Source organism: Glycomyces tenuis DSM 44171 (assembly GCF_000427885.1).
Taxonomy (GTDB): domain Bacteria; phylum Actinomycetota; class Actinomycetes; order Mycobacteriales; family Micromonosporaceae; genus Glycomyces; species Glycomyces tenuis.
This window is the reverse complement of the sequence record NZ_KE386600.1, coordinates 104,723-122,668: the sequence shown is the minus strand read 5'-3', so window position 1 is coordinate 122,668 and position 17,946 is coordinate 104,723. Positions and strand designations below refer to the sequence as shown.

At 71.0% G+C, this 17,946-nt stretch carries 19 protein-coding genes; 4 read left to right on the top strand and 15 right to left on the bottom strand.

Annotated features, from left to right (window positions below):
* The first annotated feature begins 5 nt into the window (after positions 1-5).
* Positions 6-1,496 (top strand): arylsulfatase, encoded by a 1,491-nt coding sequence (locus YWW_RS0124760; RefSeq protein ID WP_245595497.1) that lies wholly within the window; start codon positions 6-8, stop codon positions 1,494-1,496.
* Between the two features lie 282 nt (positions 1,497-1,778).
* On the opposite strand, the gene YWW_RS0124755 is transcribed toward YWW_RS0124760, so the two are convergent.
* The 3 genes from YWW_RS0124755 to YWW_RS0124745 form a co-directional block, all read right to left on the bottom strand.
* Positions 1,779-2,603, bottom strand: coding sequence for an alpha/beta fold hydrolase (locus YWW_RS0124755; protein WP_026932189.1), 825 nt, complete (start codon positions 2,601-2,603; stop codon positions 1,779-1,781).
* 215 nt (positions 2,604-2,818) lie between these two features.
* A complete protein-coding gene (locus YWW_RS0124750; RefSeq protein ID WP_026932188.1) occupies positions 2,819-3,622 on the bottom strand; it encodes a hypothetical protein in 804 nt (267 codons plus the stop codon).
* 337 nt (positions 3,623-3,959) lie between these two features.
* Complete coding sequence (locus YWW_RS0124745; protein ID WP_026932187.1) at positions 3,960-4,640, bottom strand: TetR/AcrR family transcriptional regulator; 681 nt, start codon at positions 4,638-4,640, stop codon at positions 3,960-3,962.
* 105 nt (positions 4,641-4,745) lie between these two features.
* On the opposite strand from YWW_RS0124745, the gene YWW_RS0124740 reads away from it, so the two are divergent.
* Complete coding sequence (locus YWW_RS0124740; protein ID WP_026932186.1) at positions 4,746-5,480, top strand: NAD(P)-dependent oxidoreductase; 735 nt, start codon at positions 4,746-4,748, stop codon at positions 5,478-5,480.
* Between the two features lie 76 nt (positions 5,481-5,556).
* Here YWW_RS0124740 and YWW_RS32880 read toward each other — a convergent pair whose 3' ends face one another.
* The 12 genes from YWW_RS32880 to rpmB form a co-directional block, all read right to left on the bottom strand.
* Positions 5,557-6,411 (bottom strand): anchored repeat-type ABC transporter permease subunit, encoded by an 855-nt coding sequence (locus YWW_RS32880; RefSeq protein WP_035696820.1) that lies wholly within the window; start codon positions 6,409-6,411, stop codon positions 5,557-5,559.
* Complete coding sequence (locus YWW_RS0124730) at positions 6,408-7,142, bottom strand: anchored repeat-type ABC transporter ATP-binding subunit (RefSeq protein WP_026932185.1); 735 nt, start codon at positions 7,140-7,142, stop codon at positions 6,408-6,410. Before YWW_RS0124730 ends, YWW_RS32880 begins: the two co-directional genes overlap by 4 nt.
* Entirely contained in the window at positions 7,132-8,541 is a 1,410-nt protein-coding gene (locus YWW_RS32875; protein WP_051326279.1) for a TIGR03773 family transporter-associated surface protein, read from the bottom strand. Before YWW_RS32875 ends, YWW_RS0124730 begins: the two co-directional genes overlap by 11 nt.
* Positions 8,538-10,028: an anchored repeat ABC transporter, substrate-binding protein gene (locus tag YWW_RS0124720; protein ID WP_035696825.1), complete on the bottom strand. Its 1,491-nt coding sequence runs from the start codon at positions 10,026-10,028 to the stop codon at positions 8,538-8,540. Before YWW_RS0124720 ends, YWW_RS32875 begins: the two co-directional genes overlap by 4 nt.
* On the bottom strand, positions 10,025-11,110 hold the full coding sequence (locus YWW_RS32870) for a WxL protein peptidoglycan domain-containing protein (RefSeq protein WP_162146000.1): 1,086 nt from the start codon (positions 11,108-11,110) through the stop codon (positions 10,025-10,027). Before YWW_RS32870 ends, YWW_RS0124720 begins: the two co-directional genes overlap by 4 nt.
* A gap of 100 nt (positions 11,111-11,210) precedes the next feature.
* Positions 11,211-11,831, bottom strand: a complete 621-nt coding sequence (locus tag YWW_RS0124710) for a choice-of-anchor M domain-containing protein (RefSeq protein ID WP_026932183.1) — start codon at positions 11,829-11,831, stop codon at positions 11,211-11,213.
* 2 nt (positions 11,832-11,833) lie between these two features.
* Entirely contained in the window at positions 11,834-12,481 is a 648-nt protein-coding gene (locus YWW_RS0124705) for a choice-of-anchor M domain-containing protein (protein WP_026932182.1), read from the bottom strand.
* Between the two features lie 24 nt (positions 12,482-12,505).
* The gene (locus YWW_RS0124700) at positions 12,506-14,371 is read right to left on the bottom strand and encodes a choice-of-anchor M domain-containing protein (RefSeq protein WP_026932181.1); all 1,866 of its coding nucleotides are present in this window, start codon (positions 14,369-14,371) and stop codon (positions 12,506-12,508) included.
* Positions 14,372-14,688: 317 nt separating this feature from the next.
* On the bottom strand, positions 14,689-15,465 hold the full coding sequence (locus tag YWW_RS34540; protein WP_051326277.1) for a class I SAM-dependent methyltransferase: 777 nt from the start codon (positions 15,463-15,465) through the stop codon (positions 14,689-14,691).
* 157 nt (positions 15,466-15,622) lie between these two features.
* Positions 15,623-15,928 carry a 30S ribosomal protein S14 gene (rpsN, locus tag YWW_RS0124685; RefSeq protein ID WP_026932180.1) on the bottom strand — a complete coding sequence of 102 codons (306 nt, stop codon included), beginning with the start codon at positions 15,926-15,928 and terminating at the stop codon, positions 15,623-15,625.
* A 40-nt stretch (positions 15,929-15,968) separates the two neighbouring features.
* The gene (rpmG, locus tag YWW_RS0124680) at positions 15,969-16,139 is read right to left on the bottom strand and encodes a 50S ribosomal protein L33 (RefSeq protein WP_026932179.1); all 171 of its coding nucleotides are present in this window, start codon (positions 16,137-16,139) and stop codon (positions 15,969-15,971) included.
* Position 16,140: 1 nt separating this feature from the next.
* The gene (rpmB, locus tag YWW_RS0124675) at positions 16,141-16,377 is read right to left on the bottom strand and encodes a 50S ribosomal protein L28 (protein ID WP_026932178.1); all 237 of its coding nucleotides are present in this window, start codon (positions 16,375-16,377) and stop codon (positions 16,141-16,143) included.
* 62 nt (positions 16,378-16,439) lie between these two features.
* On the opposite strand from rpmB, the gene YWW_RS0124670 reads away from it, so the two are divergent.
* Together YWW_RS0124670 and YWW_RS0124665 are read left to right on the top strand one after the other, a co-directional pair.
* Positions 16,440-17,699 carry a CobW family GTP-binding protein gene (locus YWW_RS0124670; protein ID WP_026932177.1) on the top strand — a complete coding sequence of 420 codons (1,260 nt, stop codon included), beginning with the start codon at positions 16,440-16,442 and terminating at the stop codon, positions 17,697-17,699.
* Positions 17,696-17,941 carry a type B 50S ribosomal protein L31 gene (locus tag YWW_RS0124665; protein ID WP_026932176.1) on the top strand — a complete coding sequence of 82 codons (246 nt, stop codon included), beginning with the start codon at positions 17,696-17,698 and terminating at the stop codon, positions 17,939-17,941. Before YWW_RS0124670 ends, YWW_RS0124665 begins: the two co-directional genes overlap by 4 nt.
* The last annotated feature ends 5 nt before the right edge of the window (positions 17,942-17,946 follow it).

The window sequence follows — 17,946 nt, the reverse complement described above, 5'->3', positions numbered from 1 at the left end:
CGACGATGTCAACGGTCGAAGGGAAGTTTCTCGTGCAACGACGGAACGTAGTGCTGATATGCGTCGATCAATGGCGAGGTGACTGCTTCTCGGGAGCGGGGCATCCGGTCGTCATGACCCCGTACCTGGACGGCTGGATGCGGACGGGGACGCGCTTCGCGCGCGCGTACTCGGCGACGCCGAGCTGCGTTCCGGCGCGCGCGTCACTGCTGACGGGGCTCAGTCAGGAGCACCACGGACGCATCGGCTACGAGGACGGCGTGCCGTGGGACTACGAGGTCACGCTGCCTTCGGTGCTGTCCGCCGCCGGGTACCAGACGCAGGCGGTCGGAAAGATGCACGTCTTCCCCGAACGCGAGACGGTCGGGTTCGACGACGTCGAACTGCATGACGGATACCTGCATTTCGTCCGCAACCGCTACAGCGATCTCACCGAAGCCGACGACTACCTTCCGTGGCTGCGGGAGCGCCTGGGGTACGAGGCCGACGACTTCGAGCACGGGGTGCACTGCAACTCGGTCGTCGCCCGCCCGTGGGACAAACCCGAGTCCACGCATCCGACCAACTGGGTCACGCAGCGCTCGATCGACTTCCTGCGCGAACGGGATCGCGAGCGCCCGTTCTTCCTGTTCGCGTCGTACCATCGGCCGCACCCCCCGTACGACCCTCCCGCGTGGGCGTTCGAGCAGTACGTCCACCAGGAGATGCCGGACCCGCCCGTCGGCGACTGGACGGATCTGTGGGCGGAGCACGCGGACTCGATGTCGCCCACGGCAGCGGTGGCCGAGTACGACCCCCGCGTCCTGCAGCGCGCCCGCGCGGGGTACTACGGGCACATGTCGCACATCGACCAGCAGCTCAACCGCCTCTTCCACGAGCTGACCGCGACCGGAGCCGGGTCCGACACGATCATCTGCTTCGTGTCGGATCACGGGGAGCTCATGGGAGACCACCACCTGTTCCAGAAATCGCTGCCGTACGAGGGGTCGGCGCGGGTGCCGTTCATCATCAGCGGTCCCGACGTCCCGGCGGGCGTCGTGAACGACGACGTCGTCGAGCTTCGCGACGTCATGCCCACGCTGCTGGAAGCCGCGGGCGTGGGCATCCCCGACGACGTCGACGGACGCAGCGTGCTCTCCCTGGTGAGCGACGACGACGAGCGTGTCGAGACCTGGCGGGAGTATCTGCACGGCGAGCACACGAAGTTCGGTCAGAGCATCCACTACCTGACCGATGGGCGGCACAAGTACATCTGGTTCAGCGGGTCCGGACGCGAGCAGTTGTTCGACATCGCCTCCGATCCCGATGAGCTTCACGACCTCGCCCCCCACCGGGACCACGCCACCGTCCTCGCGACCTGGCGGAATCGCCTGGTCGCCGCGCTCGCGAATCGACCGGAGGAGTTCGTCCGCGACGGCGCGCTGGTCGCCGGGCGGCAGGTCGACGACGTCCTTCCGTTCCTCCGCAAGCGAATCGCGTCGCGGACGCCCTCGTGACCGCGTACCGGCCCGAGTCGGTCCGACCGGGAGATCGAGTTCGCCCGCGCGATGCGCCGGGGCAAGGCCGGTACGGGTCGGAACCGTGACCGCCCAGGACGTTTCCGCAAGCGGATCGGGGCGACCGCGATGGTCTTCCGAACCTGATTGTCTCGGGGATGCGTCGGCCCCACTTCCGGCGCTTGGCCGGGGACCCCTCGAGACGCGCGTCGGAGACCGATGCCATGGCTGCGCGGGCGTGGCTTCCGAACGCCTCGGTCCGATTGCGAACCGTTCGCCCGATCAGCTCACCGCGGCTTCCTCGACGCGGTCCAGCCATTCGTCCAGGAAGGCGTCGAGCAGCACCGGCTGCTCGAGCTGGAGGTTGTGCCCGGCCCGGTCGAGGACGGCGAAGGTCGCGCGCGGGTAGTGCTCGAGCAGCGCATAGACATCGGCGTAGCCGGTGTTGTCATCCTGCCGGCCGGTCACGATCAACGCGGGCCGCTCGAACGGCGCACCGGATTCGGGGGCGGTGCTCAGCTCGTACCGCCGCGCCACACGCACCAGCCCTTCGTCGTCGGCAAGCCCCAGGCCCGGGGCGATCTCCTCGCGGAAGCGGCGGTACGTCTCCGGGGACTGCACGACCGCGAGTTCGCCGTAGGAGGCGGCGTCCGCCGGTGGCAGCCCGGCCATGAGCGCGGGGTCGGCGGCGATCACGGTGTGGGGCGGAAGGGTCCGCTTGGAGTGGCGGGCCTCTTTCCCGATCGGGCACACCAGGCCGAGGCCGAGCACCTGCTCGGGGCGGGAGCCCGCGACGGCGCGGGCGAGGTAGCCGCCGTAGGATTCGCCGACGACGACGAAGGGCTCCTCGCCGATCATGTGGTCAATGAATCCCTGGACGGCGTCGAGCATGTCGTCCGAGCCCCGGTACTGCTCGGTGATCTCCGTCTGCCCCATGCCGGGAAGGTCGGGGTACAGGCGGCGATAGGAGTGCCCGCCGGGGCGTGCGGCGGCGCGGCGGGCGAAGAACGGCTCCATGAAGCCGGTCATGAGGCGGTGGTCGGTGGTCCAGCCGTGGATCGCGAGGACGGGAGTGCCAGTCCCGTGCGCGACGAAGTGCATTGGCATGACCGCAACCCTAATACCCCTCCTTGAAAGGGAGTGATTCCTTGTGGGTGAAGGCGATCGGTCTTGACGCCGACGTTCGGCCCGGTCGGCGAGGGGGTCGCCGGAATACACGGAGGTTCGGCTCGGAGGCGTCCACCATGCTTTCCTCGATCGCCTGGCGGGGCGCGGGAAGATCTGGAGCGGCCACAGGGTCGGGACGTGGAAAGCCGACTCCGTCAGCCGCGGTTCGAGCCCACGACCTTGATCTCGGGTCCTGCGACCCCGCTGATGACCGGGGTTCGCGGGACCGGCGCGGACGACGCGTCCTCCGGGCTCACCGGGATCGCGTCGGGCGCGGCGTCGTGGACGACCGGCAGCTTCGTCCAGCGAAGCACCGTGCGCAGTTGACCCGCCGCATGCCGGATCGCAGGATCGGCGGCGAGCCGCATGGCGGCTTCGAGCATCCGGGTCTCGGAGGAAAGGCGCATCTGCCGGGAGCGCAGGTCGGCGAGTTCGATGACCGATTCGCGGCGCCCGGTTTCGGAGAGCAGCACCAGGACCGGCCGGTGGCTGCCGACCTTCTCGCGTGCCTCGGCGCTGCCCGGCCGCGACCCGGGGACCTTGTCCAACCGCACTTCTGACCGGGCACAGGAGAGGTCGAAGACCTTGGGTGCGCGGCGTCCCGGCTTCACCACCGTCAGTTCGGTGCCGTTGAGGTACAGCAGATCACCCGCCCCCGCCTGAAGCACGAATCCGAGGCTGAGCGGACCGAGCAGGAAGACGAGCCCGAACACGACACCCGTGCCCTCGTAGGACAGCCCGGTCCCGCTGCTGCCGCGAGCGGTCGCGCTGTGATAGCTCGTCCAATCGAATCCGCCGTTCATCGATGCCAGGACCACGGATCCCGCAATGAGCACGACCCCGAGACAGGCGCCGATGATCCGCATATTGCGGACCAGGACGGCCGTGCGCTCGGGTTCCAGGAAGGCACCCACACGCGACAGCATGCGGTGGCCGCTGAATGGCTGACCGGACTTCATGCGACATGATCCCCTCGGGCAGAGTTTCGACAGACCGACGGTACAGGTCGACGACCAGGTGCTCCGAACAGAGCCGCCGACGAGCATGGCGACGAGGGCGACGGCTCGAGCCGGGGTCGGCGGCATCCGTTCTTCGCGGTCATGGCGCTCGCGTGCGCGGTGATGCCGGCCGGGCGCGATACGGTCACGGCGATCAGCCGGTGGGCCGCGGATGCTCCGTCCGAGGTCTTGGAAGCGGTCGGGTGCGGGCGGTTCTCCTGCCCGTACGACAGAGCCGGGGTCCTCGCACTCCCGCTTGCGGCAGTCGAGTCGACCGAACGGCGTTGGGGCCGATCGGTCAGCGCCAGGTGTCGCGCCGCCGCTCCAAGCCGTCGAGAATGAGATCGAGGCCGATCGCGAACTCCTCGGCGTAGGAGTAGTCGGGTCTGAGGGTGTGCTCCACGGCCATCTCGGCCAAGTGCGGGAACTCCTCGGCGAGATCCGGCGCCGTGAGCGGCCCGGCGACCTCCTGGAGGTCCTCGGTCGAGTCGAACGGCAGCGCCTGCTCCTGGATCGCGAAACCGTAGACATAGCCGTCCAGCAGCGAGAACGCATGCGCCACACCGGCGATTGTGAAGCCTTGCGAGCGCAGGCACCCGATCACCGCGTCATGGTGTCGCAGCGTCGCCGGGCCCGGGTTCGCACGGGAGTCCATCAGCGCGATCGCCCACGGGTGGCGGTTGAGCGCATCGCGCATCGACGCGGCTCGCCGCCGCATGGCCGTCTGCCAGTCGACGCCCTCGGCCGGGAGCTCGACCTCGGCGAAGACCAGGTCCACCATGCCGTCGAGCAGCGCGTCCTTGTTGCGGAAGTGGTGGTAGAGCGCCATCGCCCGCACGCCGAGCCGTTCCGCGAGCTTGCGCGTGCTCGGCACCGTGCCACCGGACTCGTCCGCCATCGCCACGGCCGCGCGCGCGACCTTCTCCTTGCTGAGCGTGCCTCGCCGCGCCGCGGGCGGCTCGCTCGCATCGGTGGTCAACGTTCCTCCCCGTTCTTCGGCTGGATCCCCGCCAAGGTACTTTACACCGTACAGTTTTACTGTACAGTGTAAAGGTACAGGAACCCTTCGAACGAGGAGCGAGTCATGGAACCGTTGAACCCGGTGGCGATCCCGCAGACCGGCGCGGGCAGGCGGATGTGCGTCGTCGGCGCGTCGGGCAAGCTCGGCCGCTACATGGTGCGACACGCGCTCGACCGCGGCTACGAGGTCGTGGGCGTCTGCCGCGAGCAGAGCGTGCCGAAACTCGACGACTTCGCCGACCGGATCACCGTGATCGGCGGCGCCACGAACGACCGCGCGGTCATCGCCCGGGCCGTGGAAAGCTGCGACGCCGTGCTCACGGTCCTCGTGCCCTGGGGCGTGCGCGACTACTCCTCCGGCACCGCGCAGGCCGTCATGGACTACGCGAAACCCGGCGCCCGCCTCGTGTTCTCGTGCGGCTGGCACATCACCCGCGACGGCGAGGACAAGTACTCGAAGCGGTTCAAGGCCATGGTCGCCGTCGCCGCGAAGGTCATGCGGTTCCTCCGCGTCGTCGACATCGACGACCAGGTGGAGGCGTGCCGCCGGATCTTCGCCAGCGACACCCGCTGGACGGTCGTGCGCGGCAGCGACCTCGAAGAGGGCCCCAGCGAGGGCCTGCCGGTGTGGAGCCGCCATGTGGGCGACCCGGTCCTGGCGAGCAACCTGACCCGGCGGACCGACTTCGCGCTCTTCATGGTCGAGGCCGTGACCGATGACGCCCTCGTGCGCGAGGCACCGGCGATCGTCGGCCGCCGCACCGCCTCAGCGCTCGCCCACGCCGACGGACCGGCCTGATGCCGGGCACGGCGTATTCGATTTCGATCGCCCTGCCGCCGGGCTCGGCGGCAGGGCGATCACCGCGGCGATCCGGTCAGTCACCGGGCACCGCGCGGGCCCTCCGGCGAGTGAGCAGGCCGTGCCTGGGCGCGAAGAGCCAGGCGAGCAGGAACAGGCCGGTGATCACCAGGACGATGAGCCCTCCGGCGGCCAGGTTGTAGTAGAAGGACAGGTAGAGGCCGGCGATGGCGCCGAACAGGGCGATCAGCGCTCCGACGCCGACCATGGCGCCGAGGCGGTCGGTGAGGAATCGGGCCGCGGCCGATGGCGTCACCAAGAGCGCGAGCACCAGGATGTTCCCCACGGCCTGGAGCGAGACGACGATCGCCGCGGTGACCATGACGTACAGGGCGATGTCCAGTGCCAGGACCGGCAGCCCCGAGGCGCGCGCGGTCTCGCGGTCGAGACTGACGGCGATGAGCTGGCGGCGCAGCCCGAACGTCGCCAGCACCAGCGCGGCGCCGACGACGGCGACCATGAGGACGTCGCCGTCGCCGAGGGCGAGAATCTGCCCGAACAGGAACGAGGCGAGGTCGCCGGTGTAGGACTGCCGCGTCGAGACGATGACGATGCCCAGGCCGAACGCGGCGGCCCAGAAGACGCCGATCACCGTGTCCTCCTTGAGCCTGCGTGTCTGGCTGATGAGGACGATCGCCAGCGCCGTGGCCGCCCCGGCGACCGCCCCGGACAACGTCAGGTTGATGTGGAGGACGAAGCCGATCGCGACGCCGGGGAAGACGGCGTGCGCCACGGCGTCGCCGATGAAGGCCATGCCGCGCAGCACCACGAACGCGCCCACGACGACGCAGACGACCGCGGACATCGCGGCGACCGCGAAGGCGCGCTGCATGAACAGGTGCGACCAGGGCTCGGCGAGCCATTCGATCATCGCGAGTCCGTTCCGGCCAGGAGGGCCTTGAGTTCGCCGGAGGCGGCCACGCCGAAGGCGCGCAGCCACAGGTCGGGGTCGGAGAGATCGGCGGGCGGGCCGTCGGCCACGACGGTGCGGTTCAGCAGGCACAGCCGCGAGCAGGTCGCGCGGGCCTGCGCGAGGTCGTGGGTGGTCATGAGGACCGCGGTGCCCTCGGCGGCGAGGCGCCCCAGGAGCTCGGTGAGCAGTTGCTGGGTGGGCGCGTCGACGCCGGTGAACGGCTCGTCCAACAAGAGCAGCTCCGGTTCGCGAACGAGGGCCCGGGCGACCAGGACGCGCTGGCGCTGGCCGCCGGACAGCTCCCCCACCGGCCGATGGGCGAGCTCGGCGAGCCCGACGCGGTCCAGCGCGGCCCCGGTCGCGTCGCGGTCGGCGCGGCGAGGTCCGGCGAGCCGGCGTCCGCTGGTGCGGGCGTTGAGGACCGCGCCGTGGACGGTGATCGGGAAGTCCCAGGTGAACTCGTGTTTCTGGGGGACGTAGCCGGGGCGCCCGCCCGCGACGGCGACCGTGCCGCCGTCGGGCTTGACCAGGCCGAGGACGGCTCGCAGCAGCGTGGTCTTGCCCGCGCCGTTGGGGCCGATGAGGCCGACGGTCTCTCCGGCCGCGACCGCGAGGTCGACGCGGTCGAGGACCGGGCGGCCGCCGAGGCTGACGGTGAGCGACCCGGCGCGCAGGGCGTCAGCTCGCATCGGCGTCCCCGGTGTCCGCGGCGTTCCGGCGCTTGCGGGTGGCGACCATGATGACGGTGCCGACGACCACGGCGATCGCGGCGGCGCCCAGGCCCCACAGGAGCCAGCCGGTGCCGGTGGTGGGCAGGAAGCCGCCGTCGTCGTCGCCTCCATCGCCACCGCCGTCGCCCTCGCCGCTGCCGTCGCCGGAGCAGGCCTCGTTCGGGTCGGTCGCGTCGCCGACGGCCACCTGGATGCCCTTGGTGTCGGTGACCGTTTCACCGTCGCCGGTGGTGGCGGTGAACTCGACGGTGATCACGTAGACGCCGGGCTCGGAGAAGGTCCAGTTGCCGTGGGCGTGCGTGTTGCGGGGGACGGTCACGGTCTGCGGGAGTGCCTCGGAGGAGTCGAAGAGGACTTCGGCCCCGCCGAAGGAGCCGGTGAGGAAGATCGTGAACTCCCCCGGGCCCTCGACGGCGGTCAGGTTCCAGTCGACCGTGCCGGGGACGCCGTCGATCACCGAGGGGTCCTGGGTGTTCCAGCCGGGCCACACGATCCCCGAAGTCTGGACCTGCGGGAGCATGTGGATCTCCTCGCCCGCGGCGCCGAGGAAACCGTAGTCGCCTTCGGGGATCGGGAACAGGGCCGCGTCGGGGACCCGGAGCACGACGTCTTCGAGGTCGCGCCACACGGATTCGGAGGCGCGGTCGTCGCGCAGCTGCGCGGTCCAGGCCCCGTCGACGAAGCGCGGACCGATGTCGATGTGGCCGTCGTCGACGACCTCGCAGGCGGTGTCGGCCTGGGCGCCGCCCTCCCGGCCGCCGGAGTCCGCTGCGGCGATGACCTCGGCCTCGTCGGCGGTCGCGGGCTCGGCGGTGAGGGTGTACGCGGCAGTGGCCGAGGCCGCGGTCTGGGCGTGTCCGGCGGCGACGGCGGCGCGGCCGCCGTGCTCGCGGGCGCCCAGCTCGACGACGTGTTCGCCGGGCTCGTCGACCGCGAGGACGACGGGGGCGGTGGTCCCGGCCGGGAGCGTGAACGACCCGCCGTCCGCAGTGGAGGCGAGCGGTTCGGCCAGGCCCGGGCCGGTGAAGGTGTAGAGCCAGGCGTTCCCCGGGCCTTCGGTCTTGTCGAGGGTGAGGGTCAGGTCGGTGTCGGCGGCAGAGGCGTCGAGCGTCGGGAAGGCGCCGTCGGCACCGGCTCCGGCGATCCAGACGAGGTCCCCGGCCCCGCCGAGGAACGCGAAGTCCTCACGCTCGGGCACGAGGGACGGCACGGTGGCCAAGGAGGCCGGGCCCTCGATCGCGACGCCGGCGCCGTCGGTGTCGAACTCGGCGATGCCCTCGGGCTCCTGGGCGTTCGCGGGCGCCGCGGCGAGCAGCGCGGCGGCCATCGCGACGATGGGGATCAGCTGTTCTCTCATGAGTCTCCTCCCAGGCAGCGGCTCAGCTCGGAGGCGTTCTGCCGCATCATGTCGATGTAGGTGGGGGCGTCTTGGGGCAGGGCGTCGCCGTGCAGGGTGCAGACCTGGACGCCTTGGTCCTCGGCGACCTGGCGCAGCACGGAGGCGCGGGCTTGCAGGTTGGGTTCGACGAACACGGCGGGCACGTCGAGGTCGGCGATGGTCTCGGTGAGCTGCTCGACCTGCTGGGCGCTGGGTTCGGCGGCCGGGTTGGGCACGACGAATCCGGCGATCTGCATGCCGTAGGCGTCGGCGAGGTAGCCGAACGCGTCATGCGTGGTGATCAGTTGGCGGTTCTCCTCGGGGATGGCGGCGATCGCCGCGGCGACCTCGGCGTCGAGCGCGTCGAGTTCGGCCAGGTAGGCGTCCCGGTTCTCCTCGTAGGTCTCGCGGCCGTCGGGGTCGAGTTCGATGAGGGCGTCGGCGATGACCTGGACGTAGGCCTTGGTGTTGCGGACGCTCTGCCACACGTGCGGGTCGACTTCGCCGTGGACGTGCTTGCCGAGGACGGCCTGCGGGAGCTGGTAGATGTCGGCCCCCGCCTCGCCCAGGAACGCGAACCGCTCGCCGTCGGGGATCTGCTCGACGGCCTTGGTGGGCACGTCGACGACCACGTCGGCGGGGGCCAGCTCGCCGCGGTCGTCGTCGCGGGCGATGAACGCCCCGGTGTCGAGGTCGGCGGTGAGGTCGACGTGGCCGCTGTCGAGGATCACGGCGCCGGGCCGGACCTCGCGGGGGTTGACGCCGACGGCGAAGGTGAAGGTCCCGACCCCCTCTTCGGTGACCGTGCCTTCGTCGGTGAGGGTCGTGGCCATGTCGAGGGTGTACACGCCCGGTTCGCTGAAGGTCCAGTTGACGTGGGTGTGGGCGTTCGGGGGCAGGGTGATCGCGTCGGCTTCGGTGAGGCCGTCGGCAGTGTTCCAGTAGATCTCGGGCTGTCCGAAGGCGTCGGTGAGGAACATGGTGGCCTGGCCGGGGCCGGTGTAGCCGGTCAGGTGGACGTCGATCTCCGCCGATCGCGACTCGGTCTCGCCCCGGACGCCGAAGCCGAGCCAGACGGTGTCGAGGGCGATGTTCTCGACCAGCGGGAGGAGCTTGGCGCCGTGGGGTTCGGCGTTCTCGGCGAGCGAGATGTTCGGGGAGTCCTCGGGGACGTTGGTGTCGAACAGCTTGATGAGCGGGTGGTCTTCGAGGAGGAGGTGGTTGGTGAAGGCGAGTTCGGCACCGGCGACCGTGGCGGCGTCCTTCGGGCTCGGTTCGTAGGAGTGCGGGTCGCCGCCGGGGGGCACGACGGTCTCGACGTCGACGCGGCCCGCGCCGACCGCCTCGGCCCAGTCCTTGATGAGTTCGGTGGTGACGACGACTTGAACGCCGTCGGCGTCGCCACCGGTGCCGGTACAGCCGGCGAGCAGTGCGGCCGCGGTGATCGCGGTCAGGGTCCGCTTCATGCGGAGGTCTCCTTCGATGCTTCGGCCTCGGAGGCCGCGGGATCTCCGGTGGGGTCCGAGGTGGTCGGTTCGGGATCGGTCGGCGCGGCCGCCGAGCGGCCGGTGTCCTCGGGCCTGGCGGTCCTCCTGCGACGGGTCTTCACCCAGATGAGGACGAGGAGCACGAGCGCGGCGAGGACGGCCGCCTGCGGCCAGGGCGGGGCCCACAGGTGCTCCTCGTGGCCGGACGAGGGGATGCGGGATTCGGCGTCGGCGAGGTCGGCGGCCTCGGGCCGGACGAGGAGCTCGACGTCGAGGCGGGCGAGCGGCCACAGTCCGTCCACTTCGGCCGTGCCCTCGAAGCGGTCGCCGGGCAGGATCTGCGGGAGCTCGGCGATGACGGTCTCGTGTTCGAGCAGGCCCCAGGGCCCTTTGACGCGTGCGATGAGTTCGCCTCGGAGCCTGACGTTCCCGGTGTTCTCGACCTCGTAGTCGAACGTCATCGAACCGGGCGCGGCCGGGTTCCAGTCGTAGTGGTAGGTCAGGTGGGACAGGCCGGGGTCGAGTTCGGGTTCGAGTTCGCCGGAGACGCGCAGGTGGACGCGGGCGCCGACGCGGCGCTCCACGAGGATGTCGTCGCCGGAGGCGTCCGTCGACTCCTCGGCGAGGGCGGCGACGATGCCGCCGACGTGGTCGCCGGGGGTGGCTTCGGTGGGGACGGTCAGCGCGAACGGCACGTCGAGGCGCGTCCGCGCCTCGACGGTGATGGTCGACTGGTTGAATCCGATCCAGGAGCCGACGTCGACCGGCTCCTGGCCGGCCGGAAGCAGGTCGAAGGCGCCGGACTCGCTGGTGAAGGCGTCGGAGGCGTACAGCCGCAAGATGATCGGTTCGGTGCCGAAGTTGGAGACGCCGACGAAGTCGATGACCGTCTCGCCGGGGTCGAGAGTGTGGTCGAAGGCGGCGCGGCCGTCCGGGCCGTCTTGGCTCGACGGGTTGACGCCCCATGTGGCGGGCGCGGGCTCCTCTTGCGCCGCCGCGGGACTCGCGGCGACGAAGAGGACCGCGAGCGCGGCGGCGGCGGTGATCAAGGTGGGTCTCACGGGGGTCTTTCGGGTCGTGTCGCGGGGCGGCCCGGCAGGCTCGGCCGGTGAGCCGGGCATGGGTACGCGCGGGCCGCCCCGCAGTGGGGAGGGAAACGTGTCAGCCGACGTCGAAGGTGTAGGTGTGCTCCGCGGAGGTGACCGCGCCGGCGGCGGTGTGGGTGCCGCTGACCTGGAAGGTGAGCTCGTAGGTGCCCGGTTCGGTGAAGACCCAGGTCGGGTGGTGGTGGGATTCGGTGATGTCGGTGCCCGGGGCCTCGCAGGCCGGGTCGGTGTGGAAGCGGGTCGCTCCGGTGGTGGCGTCGTAGACCGAGACGTCCCCGCCTGCGGGGGTGACCGCGTCGACGAGTTCGGCCCTGAGCTCGCCGCCGAAGTCGGCGAGCTCGAGTTCCTCGGTGCTCCAGCCGGCCCACAGGAGGCCGGTGGTGTCGGTGCGCGGGATGACCCAGTTGTCGCCCGCGTCGAACCGGCACGCGGTGGCGCTCGGGCGGTCGACCAGGTGCCCGGAGTGGACGTCGAAGACCACCTCGGCCGGGTCGTGGGCCGCGTTCGCGGCCTCGTCGTGGACTTCGATGCCGAGCGTGTTCGCGGTGTCGTCGTAGGTGAACGAGAGCGCGTCGACATGCCCCGAGGAGATGGTGGCGGCGTGCGCCCGACCGGCGAAGGCCAGGGCTGCGGCGGCGCCGATGACGGCGCCGGCCTTGATCGTGGCGGCCTTCATGGTCAGTCCGCCACGTAGAACCAGTAGTCGACCTCGCCGGTCGAGACGGTCTCGCCGGTGGCCGCGAGCACGCCCTCGGCCTCGGCGGTGAGCCTGTAGAACCCGGCTTCGCCGAAGGCCCAGTTCAGGTGGCCGTGGCCGCCCGCGCCGATCTCCCACGAGCCCGGCCCCTCGTCGGAGTCGAACAGGACGGTCGGGTCGCCGAGATCGTCCACGGTGTACAGGTCGACGTCGCCCCAGGCGTCGTGGACGGTGAGGGTGAGCGTGTCGTCGACGAACGCGCCGGCGGGGACCTCTTCGGAGGCCCAGCCCGCGAACAGGAGCCCTTCGACATTGGTGTCGGGGAGGATCCAGACGTCGTCGCCGACGGTGCCGAGGAAGTCGTATCCGGCGGGGACGGTCGTCTCGGCGGCGGCGTTGACGCGCAGGAGCGCTTCCGAGGGTGCGTGTTCGGCGTCGTTCTCGTCGTCGTGGATGTGGAGGTCGAGCGCGCCGTCCTCGTAGGCGACGCCGAAGACGTCGACGTGGCCTTCGTCGATGACGGCGGGCGCGGAGGTCGGGCCTTGGGCGGCGGTGGGAGCGGCGACGGCGAGCGCTGCGGCGGCAGCGGCGACCGCGACCGCGGCAGAGCGCTTCGCGATGGTTCGCATCGTGGGGAGTTCCTTTCGGGTGGTTCAGATTGCGGTGAAGGTGACGAGCGCGGTGTAGGTGCCGGACTCGACGTCGGTGGGCAGGTCCAGGAGGAGGTCGGCCTGGAGCACTGCGGTGCCGGTCCCCTCGCCGGAGGCGGCGGAGGCGAGGAGCTGCGAGGTCGCCAGGCCGGGGCCGCCGTCGAGGAGCCCTTCGACTCCCGGGCCGGTGGCGACGGTCTGGGAGTCGCTCGCGGAGGTGAGGCTGGGGGTCCAGCCCAGGTGCGCGCCGGAGTACTCGGCGTCGCCGGAGGCGCCCTGCCTCTGTTCAGCGGAGCTGAAAGACGAGACCTGGCCGACGGCGTTCCATCCGGGGTCGGCCGAGCGGGTGTCGGTGACGGTGACGGGGCGGAGCTCGCCTTCGGCGGTCCAGCGGGTCGCGTCGGGGCTGAGCGTCATCGCCGGGAGTGTGACGGTGCGGTCGTCGGGGTCGACGCTGAGGACGAGCCCTCCGGTGTCCGTGTCGACCTCGGCGGTGATGGTCTGGGTGTGCTCCAGGACCGGATCGGGACCGGGGTCCGGATCGGGATCGGGATCGTCCGAGCCGGGCCATTCGCCGACGACGAACAGGTAGTCGCGGGGCTCGGACTCGAGCGCGGTGCCGTCGGCGGCGGTGGCCTGGGCCTGCCAGGTGAGCCGATAGACGCCCGGTTCGCTGAAGTACCAGTTGATGTGGGCATGGGTGCGCGAACGCGTGGCGATCGTCTGCGGCAGCGCGTCCTCGGTGTCGACCTCGACGTCGGCGTCGCCGAAGTCGTCGACGGTGAGCATCACGAGTTCGCCGGGCCCGGCGAAGTCGGTGAGCGTCAGGTCGATCGCGTCGCCTTCGAGCGCGCCGCCGGGAACCCCGTTGGTGTCCCAACCCGCGAAGAGCACGCCGGGCTCCTGGACGTCTGGAAGGTGCCAGCGGGTGTCGCCGGGAGCGCCGACCTCGGCGTAGCCGGGGTTCGCGAACCGGTCGCCCAGGACGGTCTCGGAGTCGGGGGTGGCGTGGAAGACCACCTCGTCGGGGTCGCGGATGACGTCGGTCGGATCGTGGAGGCGCGTGCCGTCCTTGGTGCGCAGCGCGAGTTCGCCCTCTTCGAGGGCGGGCGCGAGGACGTCGACGTGGCCCTCGTCGAGCACGAGGCGGCCGTCGAGGTCGGGCAGGTCGGGGTCGCCGGGGTCATCGGGGTCATCGGGGTCGTCGAGTTCACCGACATGCCAGTGGTAGTCGATCTCCTCGGTCGCGATCTCGGTCCCGTCGGCGAGGGTGCCGCCGACCTGCCAGGTGAGCGTGTACGCGCCCTCGGCGGTGAACGCCCAGTAGGAGTGGACGTGCGCGGGCACGTTCACCGGGATCGCGTCGGGGAGGCCGTCGCGGGTCGAGGCGTAGGGCCGGGGCTCGCCGAAGCTGGAGACGGTCCACAGCACGACGTCGCCGGGACCGGAGACGTCGACGAGTTCCATGGACAGCTCGTCGTCCTGGAACTGGCCTCTGGCGAGGGGTTCGGTGCTCCAGCCGGGCCACAGCAGGTTCGGGTCCTGGGTGAGCGGCAGCATCCACATCGGGTCGCCGGCGTCGCCCAGGAAGCTCCAGGATGCTCCCTCGGGAACGGGGAACTCGGATTCCGGGAGCACTTGGAGGAGCACGTCCTCGGGCTCGTGGTAGCGGGTCGCGTCGCCGGTGTCGTCCTTGACGCGCAGGTCGAGGCGGTCGCCGTTCATGTAGACCTGCATGGCGTCGACATGCCCGGTCGAGAGGACGGTCCGGTCCTCGACGGGCTCGGCCGAGACCGGGGCCGGCCAGGCCAGTGGCAGCAGCAGCGCCGCGGCGGCGGCGAGTGCCAGGCGGTTTCGGGCGGGGGTCATCGTGTTCCTCGTCGGTTCGGGGGCGTCGTGCCTACATGATAACGAAAACCGATCTCATTATTGAGTCTCATTTGGCCTTGAACTCCATCGGTGTGGTTCGACCGCAGGTCGCGGCCGTGCACTGCTCCTTGTGACGTTGAAAACCAAGGAGATGCGCATATGCAGACGCGGGCACGGATCCGGATCCACCGCGGCCCGAATGCCGCCGCGGCACGGAGGTCGGCCGCGAAGGGCGCGGTCGAGCAGCGCCCGTGGGCGGTGATGTCGGCTTGAAGGCCGTCCTCGACGGCCGGAGGCGCGGCACGCCCGCGAGGCGGCTAAGCCTTCGTCGCGACGGTCTCCAAGTAGTCGACCGGGAGCGTGAACCGGTCCTCTGCGCGGCCGTGGTCGGCGAGGAGTCGGCGCAGCCGGGATTCGAGTTCGGGCCAGCGCCCGGTCGGTTCGACGGTGGCTCGGATCCCGATCCAGGCGGGGTTGCCCTCGGTGATCTCGGCCATCGCCTGGTCCAGATCGGACCAGACCACGTCCACTGTGCGCACGGCGGCATCGAGTTCGACCGGGAGTCCCGCGAAGACTTCGCGGATGCTCTCGGCCCGCGCCCACCGGTGGACCGGCGCGCCGCCACCGGCGCCCGGCAGATAGGAGGCCGCCAGCGGGCCCATGGCCCCGAACGCGGACTCAGAAGTCCACGCGAGGACCGCGATGCGCCCGCCCGGGCGGCAGACACGGGCCAGTTCGGCGGCCATGGCCTCCGGTTCGGGTGCGAACATGCACCCGAACGCCGAGGCGACCAGGTCGAATGCGTCGTCGGGGAACGGCAGGGCGGTCATGTCGGCCTCGATCCACTCGACGCCGACGCCCGCGGCATCAGCCCGCGCTCGGGCGAGCTCGAGCAGGGCGGGCGCGGCGTCGAGTCCGGTCACCTCGGCGCCGGCCGCCGCGGCGGCGACGGCGAGCGAGCCGGGGCCGCAGGCGACGTCGAGCACCGCCAGATCAGGTGTCGCGTACGCCTCGGCGATCCGGGTGCTCGCCTCGGCCCATCGGTCGCCCGCGGCGGCGTAGTCGCCGAGACTCCACAGTGTTCCAGCGTCCATCGGTCTCCTCGTTCTCTGTTTCGGTGGTCAGTGCTGCGAAGCGGGCCGGTTCCCGCTGGCGGTAGCCGCCGGTCTCGGCGTTCGAAGCGGGGCTCGAACGGCTCGTGCGTCCCCGAACCGGCCGAAGGCCGCCGTCCGGGCCCACCACGACGCCTCCCTACCAGGAGGACTTGCGGACGCCGGGCAGTTCGCCCCGGTGGGCCGTCTCCCTGAGCCGGACACGAGAGAGCCCGAACTTCCGGTAGACGGCCCGGGGGCGCCCGTCGACCGCGTCGCGGGTCCGCAGCCGCGAGGGCGAGGAGTCGCGGGGGAGCCGCTGGAGCCGCCGCACCGCGTCCGCGCGGACCTGAGGGTCGGTGTCCGGATGCGAGATGATCCGCTTCAGTTCGTCCCTGCGAGGCCGGTACCGCTCCACCAGGGCCTCTCGTCGCCGCTGCCGCGCGATCGCGCTCTGCTTCGCCATCAGCGCTCCTCCTTGCCGTGCTCACGCTTCCGGATCGTCACTAGCGCTCCTCCCGGAAGTCGACGTGCCTGCGCACGACGGGGTCGTACTTGCGCAGGACGATCCGGTCCGGGTCGTTCCTGCGGTTCTTCCTGGTGACGTACGTGTAGCCGGTGCCGGCGGTCGACCGCAGTTTGATCACCGGCCGGACGTCGGTGCTCTTGGACGCCATCTCAGACCTTCCTTCCCTGGGCGCGCATGCGCCGCACGACCGCTTCGATCCCGTCGCGGTCGACGATCTTGATTCCCTTGGCCGACAACCGCAGCCGCACATACCGGCCCTCGCTGGGCAGGAAGTAGCGCTTGTGCTGCAAGTTGACGTTCCAGCGCCGCCTGGTCTTCTGCTTCGACCACGGCACGTTGTTGCCGAAGCCGGGTCCGGCGCCGGTCACATCGCAGTGTCTGGACACGGTGGCCCTCCTTTCGACACCGATACTATAATGACAATCGTTTTCAATAAAATGGAGGTCCCATGTCCCAGCTCGCCCAGCCCGGCGCCGACGCGCACCAGGCCGCCGACCTGCGACCCGCCCTGACGATCCTCACCGGGTTCTCGCCGTGCGCCGTGCTCGCGGCCGCCGACATGCTCATCGAGGCCGACCCGGCCGTCATCGTCGTCGCCCACGACCTGACCGGCCTGGCCGACGGCGGGCGGCTCCACCGCATCGTCCGCGACGGCCGCGGCGTCATCGAGGACGCCCACGTCACCCTCGAACACGGATGCGTCTCCTGCACCCTCCGCGAGGACGTGCTCCCCGCCCTCGTCCGCCTCGCCCGGACGCATCCCGGTCGCGACCTCGTCCTGGCGCTGCCGCCCGCCGTCGAACCGGAGTCCGTCGCCTCCGTGTGCTCCTGGTGCCTCGTCGAGGGCCGCCCCGTCACCGACGCGGTCCGGCTCGACTCGGTCGTCGCCGTCTGCGACGCCGAGACGCTCCTGGAGACGCTCGACTCGCCCGACGACCTCGCCGACCGCTCACTCCAGGCCGCCGACGACGACACGAGGGGCGTCGCCGAGGTGGCCGCCCGCCAGATCGAGTACGCCGACACCGTCGTGCTGTGGGCGCCCGGCTCCGAGCCCGATTTCGAGCACACGCGCGCGTCCGTGCTCCTCCAACGCCTCAACCCCTGGGCCCGCCACTACGTCCTCGACCTCGCCGAACCGGCCTGGCTCTCACACCGCCTGCGGCGCACCGACCGCTTCGACCCGAACGGCCCCGACCTCTACGGCCGCGGCCTCGAAGGCTTCGCCGTCGGCGTCCATGAGCCCGAACCGGACTGCGGCGTGGTCGCGGCCGTCTATCGGGCCCGCCGCCCGCTCCATCCCGAGCGCTTCCACGCGGCCCTGCCGACACTCGTCCAGCGGACGCTGCGCGGCCGCGGCCACCTGTGGCTCGCCAGCCGGCCCGAAGCCGCCATCGCCTGGGAATCCGGCGGCGGCGGGGTCTCGATGGGCGACCTGGGACGCTGGCTCGCCGCCACCCCCGACGAGGAATGGGACGAGGTCGGCGCCGAACGGCGGGTCAACGCCGACCTCCACTGGGACGGCGACTTCGGCGACCGCGAGATCCACCTCGCCTTCGTCGGCCTGCACTGCGACGCGGACGAGCTCGCCGCCGTGCTCGACTCCTGCCTGCTGACCGACGGCGAGCTCGCCGCGGGCGAGGACGCGTGGCGGGGATACGCGGACCCGTTCGCGGGTTGTTTCGACATCGAGGAAGGGAACCGGGAATGAAGCAGGGCATCCACCCCGACTACGACTACGTGGTCTTCCGAGACAAGGGCGCCGACTACGCGTTCCTCACGCGGTCCACGGCCACGTCCACCGAGACGGTGGAGTGGGAGGACGGCCGGACCTACCCGGTGATCGACGTGCAGATCTCATCGGCCTCGCACCCGTTCTGGACCGGCAAGAGCCGCGTCCTCGACGACGAAGGCCGCGTGGCGAAGTTCTACAGGAAGTACGGCAAACGGTAGGAGGG